12 protein-coding genes and 2 pseudogenes are annotated in these 13,057 nt (G+C 42.7%); 6 read left to right on the top strand and 8 right to left on the bottom strand.

The window, feature by feature from the left end:
- Nucleotides 1-52: 52 nt before the first annotated feature.
- The 6 genes and pseudogenes from CW735_RS09075 to CW735_RS09055 form a co-directional block, all read left to right on the top strand.
- Nucleotides 53-1,228 (top strand): hypothetical protein, encoded by a 1,176-nt coding sequence (locus CW735_RS09075; protein WP_100971790.1) that lies wholly within the window; start codon nucleotides 53-55, stop codon nucleotides 1,226-1,228.
- Between the two features lie 91 nt (nucleotides 1,229-1,319).
- Nucleotides 1,320-1,754, top strand: a complete 435-nt coding sequence (locus CW735_RS09070; RefSeq protein WP_100971788.1) for a hypothetical protein — start codon at nucleotides 1,320-1,322, stop codon at nucleotides 1,752-1,754.
- Between the two features lie 24 nt (nucleotides 1,755-1,778).
- On the top strand, nucleotides 1,779-2,102 hold the full coding sequence (locus CW735_RS09065; protein WP_100971786.1) for a hypothetical protein: 324 nt from the start codon (nucleotides 1,779-1,781) through the stop codon (nucleotides 2,100-2,102).
- 293 nt (nucleotides 2,103-2,395) lie between these two features.
- Entirely contained in the window at nucleotides 2,396-2,842 is a 447-nt protein-coding gene (locus CW735_RS20125; RefSeq protein ID WP_442857499.1) for a DUF4158 domain-containing protein, read from the top strand.
- Nucleotides 2,730-4,208: pseudogene (locus CW735_RS09060) on the top strand (Tn3-like element ISShfr9 family transposase); the annotation flags it as partial. The gene CW735_RS20125 and the pseudogene CW735_RS09060, both read left to right, overlap by 113 nt.
- Nucleotides 4,209-4,326: 118 nt before the next feature.
- A pseudogene (locus CW735_RS09055) lies at nucleotides 4,327-5,127 on the top strand (IS481 family transposase); the annotation flags it as partial.
- Between the two features lie 7 nt (nucleotides 5,128-5,134).
- Here the strand turns inward: CW735_RS09055 and CW735_RS09050 are convergent.
- The 8 genes from CW735_RS09050 to CW735_RS09015 form a co-directional block, all read right to left on the bottom strand.
- Nucleotides 5,135-5,467 carry a hypothetical protein gene (locus CW735_RS09050; RefSeq protein ID WP_100970760.1) on the bottom strand — a complete coding sequence of 111 codons (333 nt, stop codon included), beginning with the start codon at nucleotides 5,465-5,467 and terminating at the stop codon, nucleotides 5,135-5,137.
- Nucleotides 5,468-5,474: 7 nt separating this feature from the next.
- The gene (gene tnpC, locus CW735_RS09045) at nucleotides 5,475-7,061 is read right to left on the bottom strand and encodes an IS66 family transposase (RefSeq protein WP_198520977.1); all 1,587 of its coding nucleotides are present in this window, start codon (nucleotides 7,059-7,061) and stop codon (nucleotides 5,475-5,477) included.
- A gap of 23 nt (nucleotides 7,062-7,084) precedes the next feature.
- The gene (tnpB, locus tag CW735_RS09040; protein ID WP_100970759.1) at nucleotides 7,085-7,420 is read right to left on the bottom strand and encodes an IS66 family insertion sequence element accessory protein TnpB; all 336 of its coding nucleotides are present in this window, start codon (nucleotides 7,418-7,420) and stop codon (nucleotides 7,085-7,087) included.
- Nucleotides 7,420-7,692, bottom strand: a complete 273-nt coding sequence (gene tnpA / locus CW735_RS09035; RefSeq protein WP_100970758.1) for an IS66 family insertion sequence element accessory protein TnpA — start codon at nucleotides 7,690-7,692, stop codon at nucleotides 7,420-7,422. The genes tnpB and tnpA overlap by 1 nt, the downstream gene beginning before the upstream one ends.
- A 599-nt stretch (nucleotides 7,693-8,291) precedes the next feature.
- Nucleotides 8,292-8,651 (bottom strand): DUF6488 family protein, encoded by a 360-nt coding sequence (locus tag CW735_RS09030; RefSeq protein ID WP_100971782.1) that lies wholly within the window; start codon nucleotides 8,649-8,651, stop codon nucleotides 8,292-8,294.
- A gap of 17 nt (nucleotides 8,652-8,668) precedes the next feature.
- Complete coding sequence (locus tag CW735_RS09025) at nucleotides 8,669-9,181, bottom strand: hypothetical protein (RefSeq protein ID WP_039227589.1); 513 nt, start codon at nucleotides 9,179-9,181, stop codon at nucleotides 8,669-8,671.
- Nucleotides 9,182-9,201: 20 nt separating this feature from the next.
- Nucleotides 9,202-9,900, bottom strand: a complete 699-nt coding sequence (locus tag CW735_RS09020) for a HupE/UreJ family protein (RefSeq protein WP_100971779.1) — start codon at nucleotides 9,898-9,900, stop codon at nucleotides 9,202-9,204.
- Between the two features lie 4 nt (nucleotides 9,901-9,904).
- The gene (locus CW735_RS09015) at nucleotides 9,905-13,051 is read right to left on the bottom strand and encodes an efflux RND transporter permease subunit (RefSeq protein WP_061439146.1); all 3,147 of its coding nucleotides are present in this window, start codon (nucleotides 13,049-13,051) and stop codon (nucleotides 9,905-9,907) included.
- Between the last annotated feature and the right edge of the window lie 6 nt (nucleotides 13,052-13,057).

Below are 13,057 nucleotides of genomic sequence, written 5' to 3'. Positions count from 1 at the left end.
GATACCATTGCCTTGCCACTTGTCAGCTGACTGTTTGGTATATAATGTAGAAATGAAAAAGCATGGAGAAACAATTTTGAGTGATAATACACATTTTTCCCACAGTTATCCTAACCCACTGAACGTTGTATCCTCTTTATCAGTAAATATTCATGAAGACTGTGGACGTGTACTATGTTCGCCATCTGAAACTTATCTTTTGCCATTTTTAAAAGCCATTAATCAATTACCTATTGATATCAGTCCAGTCAACATAACAAGTGAGGATAAGGTATACACTGAGGTGGTGCTGACGCAAACACTCAAAGAAGGCTTAGTCGCACTTCAACATGGGAACAATGAGAAATACCAAGCCACTAATGCGTCATTAAAAACGCTGTCATATAAAGCTTTTTGTGATGAAAAGACGACGATCCCAGATTTTTATAAGGCCATACTAATTAGCTCAGATTTAATTACATGGCGCAGCGACGAAAACAGTATAACGTTGACTCTGAAGGTACATACAAATGGGGAACGAGAATTCTTTGAATGTGGGTTAAAACTTAATACAGCGGGTTGGAAACTCACACAATTAGACCCCTTAACCTATGAGCTCAACTTCAACGACAACGATGTAAAATATCCAGTTGAAGTCACTCAGCGTGTTTTGCTCAGTCTACCCGATTTAGACAAAATATTAGAGCCTGATATCACTTTCGAGGATGTGCTAGAACACCAACATAACTTAATTAATACCTCCGACGGATTAATCGAGAAACAAACACTTAACGATGAGTTTAATATAAAGCTGGTTACAGCCGACGGGCTCAGTTCTGTGATTGATGATTTGGAGTTATTTAATCCTGAGCTCACTGGCATACTGGAAAGCCTTTTGAGAAAAGAGGAGTTCTTAGGGTATTTGATAGAGTTCGGAAAGGATGATATTCCAGATTTTGGAGAAATTTATTCTTACGATGAAGGAGCAGAACGCAATTATTTTGTTATCCGATTTACACATCCTTTTTATCCTGACGATGAGTGTCACGTCGTATTTGGGGAGACTGTTTATTATCCTGATATGCCGATCATCGTATTAAAGAGACCTGCTGTAGAAATCTATGAAAATATGGAATTATTAGTCACAGAGGAAGACTATTATGAAAAAACAGAGCTAAGCCTACTGGATGCCTTACATTTCATGTTGAGCGCAACGGGACTGCCCAAAGTGCATTTTGACACGCCATAATCAATGGTGAATCGTGAACTTAATCTATCTAAAATAAGCATGGGGACGGTTATTTACACGACGAAATGCTTAACACATAAAGGACATTTCGATGAAAAAAACGCTTTTATTTACCTCTGCCCTGCTATGCCTAGCCTCTTTTACTTTGCACGCTCAAGATAAAATTGAAATTAAAGCATCACCTTCGGCATTGGTATCATCTGAAGAATCAAAAGGAACTGTTTTTCATGTTACGGTACCGGAAAACTCAACCATCATAGCGACGGTGTATGGTGGCGATACAATGCTTTCTGTCCACGATGGTTCAAGCGAAGTAGCTGGTGAAAGAAGCAATAACAGTGCAATTTTTAAAGTAAGAAAGCCCGGTCAGTACGCTATGTCGGCTGTGACGAAATGTGGAGAGGCCTTTTCTATCGTAGCGAATGTATTGCCCTCCAAGTCCGAAGGGGCGCAGATTGAACAGTATATGCCCAAGGTTGCGATTCAAGGCAAAGGATGTGCAGAAGTAAGTGGCGACAAAGATTGATGAATAACCTGTAGGAGGTCTTAGATGGATCTATACGAACTTTATGCGTGGTGCGAGCAAGAATGGGGAAAACCACTTGTCATTCACCCACAGGGCTATGGCGTCGAATCGTACACTGTTGAAGCGGGTGGTGAGCCAATGGATTGCTACTGGGCGATTTTGGAGTATAACGGAAGGCGACGCATTAATTTTTTAATCAGTGCGCACAAGTCCATACCTGAGGGCGCAGGCCCAGCGTTCTATGACTGCCCAGAATACTTTTTTGAACTGGTACCGGAAGAAGACCCGACGTGGCGAGAGCGAGTACGAGAGTATTGGCGACAACTAGCGACGGGAAAAATGCGATAAATTAGTTTGCAATCATTCAGCAAGTCAATCTTGTAGAAAAATCCCTCAATATGATGCCTATATTTTGGTACTATTGGCATTAGAGCGTTGCGAAACGCACTTATAAAAAAATACGAACATAATAATAATCAAAATGGGTAAGACCCTGCTATATGGGGTTCTAGGGATTTTCCCCTCTAAAAAGACTTAATCCTCTGTAGACCACACCAATAAATGGCTGCGGAGGTGGGTTACTACTTATAAGTGTGGCAAATTAGGTAAATATCGTACATTTAATACGGAACAGCCCTGATATGGCCATCAAAAACGAAATTACTATTCTCACGAGAGCAGAACAGGCAGATCTTTATTCCCCACCCATTTTTTCAATCGAAGAACAACGTCTGTACTTTTCTCTGAACGATGCGGAATTGGCAGTTTTTCGGTCAATTCGTCTCAGAGCTCATAGATGTTACTTTGTCGCGATTTTGGGATACTTCAAATCAAAGCCCGTCATCCTAGATATCGCTTACTCGCAGGTTTCTAAGGATTTAATGTTCATCAGTAAAGAGCTGCTTGGCGGCAAGGGGCTCAGACCATTCACTCCCTCACAAAAACAAAAAGATCGACTCTACGCAAAAGTATTAGACCTTGCTGGCCTCATCAACACTGGACAGACTAAAACAGCCCGCAGAGTTATTGTTACAGGAGAAACAACACCGGCTGGAAAGTGCACTCAAAGACGTTGCTCTCCATATTGATGAGGGAGACAATCGAAATGTGATCATGAAAAATCGTACCGGTACCCGCTGGCGTCTGCCGACCAAAAGCGCTACATCTCTGGTCAACAATCCCTTTTTTAAGCGAATGCAACCGGTCGATATCGCGGATGTACTGCGGTATGTAGAGCGCGAAACCGGGTTCATGAAATGTCTGACTCATGTACTTCCGATACAAAAACAAGGGTTCACTCATCAGGATGATTTACTGGCCATTCTGATTGCCAACGCCACTCACCGTGGTGTGTATGGCATGGCGCAGATCTCCGATCGAAGCTATGAACACCTGAGTACGGTGCAGGCCAACTATATCCGGCCTGAAACGCTGCATGATGCCAGCGATGTGATCAATAATGCGGTTGCAGCGCTACCCATCTTCCGCCACTACCATATTCAGGAGGACCAGTTGCATGCCAGTGCGGATGGTCAGAAATTCGAAACCCATCTGGAAACCTTTAAAACCCGGTACTCCTCTAAGTATTTCGGCACCAACAAAGGGATCACGGCCATGACACTGGTGGCCAACCACAGCGCCCTCAATGCTCGGATCATCGGTTCCAACGAGCACGAATCACACTATATTTATGACCTGTTACAATCCAACAGCAGTGAAATCAAACCTGACGTACTCTCGACAGATACACACGGTGTCAATCATGTTAACTTCGCCTTACTGGATCTATGCGGTTACAGTTTTGCACCGCGATACGCGCAGTTCAGTAGTGTCATCAATGATCTGTTTGACGTAACTGAAAATGAACACGGCGGCACCAACCTTGCCCTGAAAAAGCCCATCAGGACGAATGTCATCGAAACGGGATGGCAGGATATTAGGCGCATTCTTCTGTCACTTCAGACAAAGCGAACGACACAGGCAATGCTGGTAAGAAAGTTGTCTGGTTATCCTTCGGGGCACCCGACATTACAGGCGCTGACGGAGTATAATCGACTGGTCAAAGCGCAATATTTACTGGATTACATAGACAATGCCAGTTTGCGGCAGTACGTTCAGCGTGCCCTTAACCGGGGAGAAGCGTGGCACTTCCTGAGACGGGCTATTGCGTCGGTGAATGGCGATCAGTTCCGAGGCAAAAACGAGAGTGAAATCGCTATCTGGAATGAATGTGCAAGATTGCTTGCCAACGCGATCATCTACTTCAACTCCGCGATACTGAGTCATCTGCTGGGACACTTTGAAGCGAGAGGAGATGAAGAGAAAGCGGGTATCACTCGTGCTGTTTCGCCCGTTGCGTGGCAAAATATCAACTTAAGCGGAACGTATAACTTCACTAATACTGGGAAATTGCCCAATATTGGCGAAATAACAAGGCCGATAGTGGATGATTAGGCTCCAAGCTGAAAGTAAACCACCTCCGCAGCCATTTATTGGTGTGGTCTACAGAGGATTATGTCTTTTTAGAGGGGAAAATCCCTAGAACCCCAACAATGCGGGCTTAGTTTGTCGTCTGCGTGGAATTTCTAGGCCCACTCTTCGAAAATGGTACAAGCGATACAAAGAGAAAGGACTAGACGGCCTACAAGACGTTTCTAGACGCCCGCACAGTTCCCCTAACACTAAAATTGACAATCGAATTGAAGGCTGGATTCTCAAACTCAGAAAAGATAGAAAACTTGGTGCCAGAAGAATTCAAAATGAGCTGCTTCGCGAGCTTAACTTTCAGTTATCGCTTGCTTCAATTCACAAAGTGCTGACCAAACATGAAGTAAAACCAATAGTTTTTCAGCGGAAGAAAAAAGACTTCATTCGATACCAAAGACCTATTCCTGGCAACCGAGTTCAGATGGATACATGCAAAATTGCCCCAGGGATTTATCAATATACTGCTGTTGATGATTGCTCTAGATATCGCGTGTTGGACGTTTTTAAACGTAGAACAGCAGCCAATACTCTTACCTTCATCGATAAGGTAATAGAAGAAATGCCATTCCCGATACAGCGAGTTCAAACAGATCGCGGAACGGAGTTTTTTGCTGAAAAAGTACAGCTCAAATTGATGGAGCATGGCATTAAATTTCGCCCTAATAAGCCAGGCTCACCTCACTTAAATGGCAGAGTTGAAAGGTCACAAAGAACTGACAAAGAAGAGTTTTATTCGACCGTTAATTTGGATTTGGAAGAACTCAAAAATGAAACGTTACCTGAGTGGCAGCATTACTACAATTGGCAACGCGCTCACGGCTCATTTAAAGGTAAAACTCCAATGGATATCGTAGGCTCACGCCTTGAAAAAACACCGCTTTGGGAGTAACCGATCATTTTAGACCGTTCTTGACCGCCTGACTAAGATCGAGTTTAGCAACGCTAACCGCAGTTACTATGCCAGCCGGCACCTTGTGATGCGTCTTGCCATTGTTGTTAGCAATGAGCACCGTTTTTCTATTTTTCTTAAGTAACGTGCCGGTGATAGTTTTGCCATCATGAGCATACTGCACTTTCATGCCTGGGCGCAGTTTAGCAAGCGCTTCTCTATCTTGTTTTGCTCGTAATTCATCAATGCGGTTAACGACCGCTTCATTGAGTATATACAATTGGTCGAGAGTGAGTTGGCTAATATCGATGGTCGTTTTCGTTTCTTTTTCGGTCATAGCGTCTTCACTTTTCTATGTCTGAGCGCAGGCGTTTATCAGCGAACAGTGCTTTCCAGCGTCTAGGGGTTAAGTCGATGATGTCTTTGGCTGGATGTTGCGATACGCGTTGCAGTACATCGACTAGGTAGTGGTATGGATTGATGTTGTGTAATTTGCAGGTCACGGTGAGTGTATGCAAGGCACCAAGCTGTTTTGCGCCCAACTCACTCCAGCAGAACAAATGGTTCTTCTTACCCATAGGGATAACGCGTAAGGCCCTTTCTAAATGATTAGTGTCGATATTCACTTGTGCGTGCGTCAGGTAAGTCTTTAACTCATGATGACGGTCATAGGCATAAGCTAAGGCTTTGCTTAACGGATCTTTAGGTAATAATTCTGGGCGTTGGCGTTGCTCGTATAGCCAATGAAACAGAGCATTGATGACAGGCTCGCTGTGTTTGAGGCGATATTGCACGGTATCCTCGGCATTAAGCGCGTGTTTTCGTATGTGTGCTTCCACTTTATACAGCTTTTGTATTTCAGCCAAGGCGTATTGTGCCTCTTTAGGATGATAATCCAATGCTTTTTCGAAGTAGCGGCGCGTATGCGCCCAACAGGCTGCATGGGTGATGTGTTGGCCTTGGCTGTTTAGCGTATCAATGATTTGGCTATACACCGCATAACCATCGCTTAGCAAGGTGCCATTAAAGCCAGTGAGTTGCGCAATCGCATGTTGTTTGCCGCGAGAAGATGACCAGGTAAAGGCCACTTCATCTTGCTCACCATAAATGGGCCAGAAGTAGGTTTGTTTCATGGTGTTATGTTTGCGGCGAGTCGAGGCTTGTCGACCCGCCTTCATCGGCGTTTCATCCATGCTGATGTTGCCCCCACTCAGTATATTACTCAGCACTGCTTGTGCGATAGGGATAACTAAATCAATGCTTTGACTGACGTAGTTGATTAAGCTCGCCCGCGATAAAGTCACACCCGATTGCAGCATACGTAAATGCTGTCGGTGAAGGGGTAAATGGAATACGGCTTTATCAACCATGAGGCCCGCTAATAGTGATACATCCGCATACGCCCCTTCTAACACATTATCGGGAGTTGAGGGGGACAACATGTTGCCCGTTTCTTTGCTTTTAAAGACTTTTTTGCGATAAATTAAGACTTGGTAGCTACCTGGCAGTTGCGCTAAGCGATGGGTCTCTTTCGTGCCAATAATTTCATACTTATCAGCATCCTCACCTTCAAGCTCGGGGCAAGGCACATCAATCACTTTTGTGGGCACGTCATCAGTAAAGCGAAGGCCGGTATCATTGACGTTATTGTCATCTTTTTGTTTAGTGGAGCGGGCATAGCCTTTGACGGCTTTTTTAGGTGCTGGCGGTAAATCTTCATTCGTCGCTTGGCCAAACAACTGCGTTTGGTCAGAATTCTCTACTATGTGCTTTTCTGACTTACGCCCAAACAACTGACGCTTAAACCAGTCGACTTGTTGTTGCAACTGCGCGGCGTGTGCTTGTGACTCAGCCAGTTTTGCACACACATTAGCATATTCTTCTTGTGGAATATGAGGTGTGTTTTGTGGCAAATCGGCAGCGCTTTTCATGCGGCTAAGTATAGCAAATTCAGCTACTTAAGTCGCATGTTTTGTTTGCCTTTTTGCCAATAAACACCATCAATCAAACACTGTAACTGCGCGGTGTTCAGGGCGATTTTATGCCCATTACCTGACACTTTACCGAAGGTGCCCCGCTCCAATCTTTTCGACCATAAACAGTAACCGCCTTGATGGTAATACAGCACTTTTATCATGGTGCGTTTGCGGTTCACAAACACAAACCAATCGCCGAGCTGTGCTTGCATCTGCAACTGATTGTTCACCAACGCCGCTAAGCCGTCGAACTGCTTGCGCATATCGGCAATACCAAGATATAACCATATTTTAGCGCTACTTGCTGTTAGCATTAACCATCTCTACTCATGTTCAGCACCACACCGTTTGGTAGCGTTAACTCGATTTGCCATTGGCGCATGGCTGGCCGATGTGAGGTCATGCTGTCAATGGGCAGCCATTGCGGTGATGTCTGCGGCAACGACAAAGCTTGACGTTTTTTGCGTTGCAAATAAAAAGTGGACTGGTTAATGTGGTGCGTGTGGCAAAACTGCGCGATGGTCATATCGCTGGCTTCTTGCGCATCGATAAGTTGCTGCCATTCTTGAGAGCTTCGTCTAGTCATTGATATTTTCTCCTATATTAATCAATGATTAGATTTTAGGGGCTTAGCTTAAGAATAAAAGAGCGGTCTATTTTGACCGCTTACCTTTGGGAAGACGTTCACGCTAACTACGAAACTGAAAAAGAGCGCATTCAGCTATCGAATTATCAGCGTGATCTTCAACTACGAAAAGTGAAATGATGTCTATGAATCACACATCTAATAATAGATTTTTCAATATTTTTTTATTAGAAGGCATGTAAGTATTTCCTTTAACCTATAATAAACAAAAAGTTCAAACGAAAATTTTTCTAATATAATCTAGTCGATTGATATCAAGCATTACGTTACTCTAACAGCTTGCGTATCAGTCTGATTTAACTTTTTAAAGTAATGCTTACCAACTATTCAAATAGTTTAATATTACTGTAAATCTACACCTTTATTAATACCTATCCTTATATACTAAAAAAGCGAACAAGAGATTGCTTTTTACTTCTTTGTCCAAGAAGATTGAGGGTATGGCTAAGCAAACGTTTCAGAACCAAAAGCACGGTTGGGGGCTGACTTTATGATTCTGAAACTCTCTTGTTCGAAACTTAAATTCTCATTAACTTCGATTAATGAGAATGGCCATGGCCTTTGTCAAATGAGGTTGCCTTTTCAACATTGAGCACTTTCCCTTTTTTGCTAATGCTAAAGAAAAGAGTTTCACCGTTCTCAGAGTTTGTCGCTTTAACTATATATTCTCTCTCTGTCGCTTCAACTAATTCGAAATCTCCCTGTGCAACCTTATTCCATGATGTGTCCAGCTTCCCTACAGACATTCCATTGTTTTTAAAAGTAAGTGTTTTAGCCGTTGTCTGGGCAGCTTGGATCACCTCCATAACACTTACCTCGCCATGCGCTCCTCCATGTGCGAAAGCATTAGAAGAAGCTAAAAGCGCAGATGCAATTGTTAATACTCTTACGTATTTCATTCTGTGATTCCTCATTTTTACTTTAAACCTTCAACGATGTATTCACCGCTGAAAATTAGTTGAACATCAATATCTTTGTCTGTGTTGTTTTTCCAATACCAGCCATGTGACCCGTTAAAAGGAACAACAAAGCTCCCTTTCATACTTTCAACAGTAGCGACAGTATATGACTTAAAATAGCCAGTATTATCACCATCTGGTTCACCATGAAGATCGACATATAGCTCGCCATTACTTGTTTGCCATTCATAAGTGACCTGCTGGCTCTCCATCATGCTGAGCTTATACTCGATACCTTTACCTGCTGGAACAGTAACGACCACTGTATCTTGGTCACCGTCTGTACTTGTCATAGCAGATGGTGATTCTCCTTCCTGATTAAATACTGTTAGACCGAGCTTCTTTCCGACACCAGTAGGGTCAATGTCATACTCAGCAGGTAAAATAAATAACACTAGAGTCACTACTGCTACTGACAATGCAATTACAGTAGCTTTTATAAGTGCTCGATTCGTTTGATTAGATTCCATAAATATATTTCTCATAAGATTTAGCTAACAAAATACCCTGTTAGTTGCATACCAACTAACATAAAACCACCACTCATCAAGGCTGTGTTCGTTGCCGCAGAAAAACGGTCGAAACTCTCGAATTGACGCCAAAAATTAATTAACAGAAGAATAAAAACAAGAGCCATAAACTGACCAATTTCTACTCCAATATTAAAGGAGAGCAGATTTAGCGCTAGCCCATCTTCAGGTAAGTGAAACTCTTGGATCTTTGTTGCCAATCCGAAGCCATGAAACAAGCCAAAAATAAGTACAGCTTTCTTAGGGTCGGGTTGTTTACCAAAGAAATGGGTGAATCCCCCGAGGTTATCAAACCCTTTATAAACTACTGATAAACCGATAATTGCATCAATCAGGTATGCATTAACCTGGATATTAGCTAGGACTCCAGTCATTAGAGTTAAACTGTGACCTATCGTGAACATACTTACGTAGAGCAAGACGTCTTTACTATTTCTCAGAAAAAACAGTACTCCAACTAGAAACAGCAAATGGTCATAACCCGTAACCATATGTTTAGCTCCGATATACAGAAAGGGAATTATCTGGATACCAGTGTTGTTTTCTAAGAAGTTACGTGTACTGTCGTCTACACCGTGTGCAAAGGCTTCAAACGAAGCCATTGCAAACAGAGATAGAAGAAGGTACACAAAATGCGTTAGTTTTAATTTACCTAACATTTATTTACCCTTCGCTTTTCATTAATGAATTCCCAGAATTGTGCTCTTCAGACTTGTCGTTCGAATGTAAAATTCGAAATAGTGCGGGTAAGACGAAAAGCGTTAAGATTGTTGAAGAAATTACACCTCCTATTACAACGGTTGCCAATGGTCTTTGCACTTCAGAGCCGATCCCTGTGTTTAATGCCATTGGAATAAAACCTAGCGAAGCTACGAGAGCTGTAGTGATAACAGGTCTTAATCTCGTTACTGCTCCTTCAATAATTGCACTTTCGAGCAATTGGTTCCTCGAGATTAAATCTCGAATAAACGAAACAAGCACTAATCCGTTCAGAATTGCTATACCAGATAACGCTATAAAGCCGACTGCCGCAGATATCGAAAAAGGGATGCCTCGAAGGTACAAAGCAAAGATCCCCCCTGTAAGTGCCAACGGAACCCCTGAAAAAATAATGAGCGAGTCTTTTATCGAACCTAGTGCCAAGAATAAAAGTAAAACAATAAGAACAAGTGTGACTGGCACCACAATGCTTAAACGCTCAGACGCAGACTGTAGCTTTTGATAAGTACCACCATATTCAATCCAGTAACTGGCAGGTAATTTAACTTTAGATTTAATCGCTGCCTGTATATCTTGAACAAAGCTACCTAAATCTCGACCACGCACGTTGGCAGTAACAACGACTCTGCGCTTTCCGTTTTCGCGGTTGACTTGATTAGCTCCTAAAATAACTTCCATATCAGCAAGCTCTTTTAGAGGTATATGCTCACCATTTGGTAAGGAGATAGGCAAATTAGACAGCGAATTTACATCTTGGCGCTTTTCCTCAGGAAGACGCGCTACAATATCGAAACGTTTATCGCCTTCGTAAAATTTTCCTGCGACTTGCCCCCCCATAGACACAGCTACTTGTGTTTGAAAGTCTTCAAGGCTAAGCCCGTATAATGCGAGCTTTTCTCTGTGCGGTAGAAAAGTGAGTACTGGAAGACCTTTAGTTTGCTCTACCTGCACATCACGTATACCTTCAACATCCTGAATTGCCGTTTCGATTTCTTTCCCGAGTTCAGCCAAAGTATCAAAATCATCACCAAATACTTTTATTGCAAGCTCTGCTCTAACTCCAGCAAGCAACTCATTAAATCGCATCTGTATTGGTTGGAGAAATTCATACCTATTGCCTGGCACAGGTGTAACTAGTTCTTCTAATTCAGCAACTAGCTGTTCTTTAGTCTTATTAGGGTTAGGCCATTCGCTTCTAGGCTTAATAATTATAAAATTATCAGCAACGCTAGGAGGAACTGCATCTGTAGCTACATTCGCGGTACCTATTTTTGCAAATACGCGCTCTACTTCGGGTAACGCTTTTATTCTCTCTTCAAGTACTTTCTGCATCGCAATAGATTGCGATAGTGAAGTACCAGGAATTCTCAGCGCATGCATCGCGATGTCGCCCTCATCAAGGTTTGGCACAAACTCACTGCCGAGCCGCATCCCCATAAATGAAGCCAGCACAACTAATGAAAATGCAACTGTAATGACCAGCCATCTCGCCTTTAAAATAACCTTCAGAGCAGGCCTATAAAGTGATACTGAGGTATTGATAATGATGTTTTCTTTCTCAGTTACCTTGCCTTTGAAAGTTAGCGCGATAGCAGCAGGGATAAATGTAATTGAAAGTACCATCGCGCTAACAAGAGCTATTACTACCGTTATTGCCATTGGGTGAAACATCTTTCCCTCAACACCTGATAGCGCAAATATAGGTAAGTAGACTGCGGTGATTATGAAAACCCCGAATAAAGCAGGTCGAATGACCTCTCGTGTCGCATCGTAAACTAAGGATAAACGTTGTTTGGCGTTAAGCTCGCCTTTTTGAGTGGCATGAGAAAGTCTCCTCAAACAATTCTCAACGATAATGATAGCCCCGTCGACTAACAATCCAAAATCGAGTGCACCTAAGCTCATCAGATTCGCTGTTGTTCGTGTTTGAATCATTCCCGTTACAGTCATAAGCATGGCGAAAGGAATAACTAAAGCTGTCAAAAATGCGGCTCTTATGTTGCCTAATAGTAAGAAGAGAACAACAATGACCAAAATAGCCCCTTCAGTAAGGTTCATTTTGACCGTATCTAATGTTGTATTGACTAGTTTTGTTCGATCGTAGACAGCGTTTACGACTATTCCTTCGGGAAGTGACGCGCTAATTTCTTTTATTCGTTCACCAACACCTCTCGCGACCTTTTGGCTGTTCTCGCCTATCAACATAAAGACTGTACTCAGCACGACCTCTCGACCATTCTGTGTTGCAGCCCCAGATCTTAGCTCCTTACCTTCTTTTACTTCCGCGACGTCTTTTACTCGAACAATCTTGCCAAGGTCTGTAGGCAAAGGAATCTCAGAAATTTGTTTAAGCGTTTCCACTTGTCCAGGCAGTCGAATTAACCATTGAGCACCATTTTTCTCAATAAAACCTGCACCTTTATTTGAATTATGCTTTCCTACTGCATTTATGACATCTTGCTGAGTTAAACCGAATAACAATAATTTATCGGGGTTCAGTGCAATAAGGATCTCGCGCTCAAATCCTCCAATTGGGTTGACTTCAACAACGCCTTCTACTTGCATCAATTGTGGGCGAATTACCCAATCATGAACTGTTCTTAAGTCTGTCGGGGAAATTGGACGACCATCTTCATTGGTTGCCCCTTCCTTAGCGTCAACCGTGAACATGAATATTTCACCAAGTCCCGTAGAAATTGGCCCCAACTCAGGCTCCAGTCCTGAGGGAAGTTCAGATTTTGCAGCGTTAATACGTTCATTGACTAATTGCCTAGCAAAATAGATATCAGTGTCATCATTAAAGATTGCAACTACTTGTGATAATCCATAGCGAGATACAGAACGCGTATAAGACAGGTTTGGAACCCCTGACAATGCGGTTTCAAGAGGAAACGTGATACGTTGCTCTACCTCCAGTGGGGTATACCCAAGTGCCTCTGTATTTATTACAACCTGCACATTGGTAATGTCTGGTACAGCATCAATTGGCAGCTTTTGGAAGTTCCAAAGGCCAAGCATCGCTACCGCGAAAACAAAAACGAGAATTAGCTTACTTCTCTCGATTGAAAATTTTAAAATAGCATCTAACATTCAAGG

It is taken from the genome of Alteromonas sp. MB-3u-76 (assembly GCF_002831605.1).
Classification (GTDB): domain Bacteria; phylum Pseudomonadota; class Gammaproteobacteria; order Enterobacterales; family Alteromonadaceae; genus Alteromonas; species Alteromonas hispanica.
This window is presented reverse-complemented; position numbering and strand designations above follow the sequence as displayed.

Bases quoted from the DNA above. Each gene is read 5' to 3' on its own strand.
- tnpC (WP_198520977.1), bottom strand. From the start codon at position 7,061: ATGAAAAGCGCTGCCGATTTGCCACAAAACACACCTCATATTCCACAA.
- CW735_RS09075 (WP_100971790.1), top strand. From the start codon at position 53: ATGAAAAAGCATGGAGAAACAATTTTGAGTGATAATACACATTTTTCC.
- CW735_RS09070 (WP_100971788.1), top strand. From the start codon at position 1,320: ATGAAAAAAACGCTTTTATTTACCTCTGCCCTGCTATGCCTAGCCTCT.
- CW735_RS09050 (WP_100970760.1), bottom strand. From the start codon at position 5,467: ATGACCGAAAAAGAAACGAAAACGACCATCGATATTAGCCAACTCACT.
- CW735_RS20125 (WP_442857499.1), top strand. From the start codon at position 2,396: ATGGCCATCAAAAACGAAATTACTATTCTCACGAGAGCAGAACAGGCA.
- CW735_RS09015 (WP_061439146.1), bottom strand. From the start codon at position 13,051: ATGTTAGATGCTATTTTAAAATTTTCAATCGAGAGAAGTAAGCTAATT.
- CW735_RS09030 (WP_100971782.1), bottom strand. From the start codon at position 8,651: ATGAAATACGTAAGAGTATTAACAATTGCATCTGCGCTTTTAGCTTCT.
- tnpA (WP_100970758.1), bottom strand. From the start codon at position 7,692: ATGACTAGACGAAGCTCTCAAGAATGGCAGCAACTTATCGATGCGCAA.
- CW735_RS09025 (WP_039227589.1), bottom strand. From the start codon at position 9,181: ATGGAATCTAATCAAACGAATCGAGCACTTATAAAAGCTACTGTAATT.
- CW735_RS09065 (WP_100971786.1), top strand. From the start codon at position 1,779: ATGGATCTATACGAACTTTATGCGTGGTGCGAGCAAGAATGGGGAAAA.
- CW735_RS09020 (WP_100971779.1), bottom strand. From the start codon at position 9,900: ATGTTAGGTAAATTAAAACTAACGCATTTTGTGTACCTTCTTCTATCT.
- tnpB (WP_100970759.1), bottom strand. From the start codon at position 7,420: ATGCTAACAGCAAGTAGCGCTAAAATATGGTTATATCTTGGTATTGCC.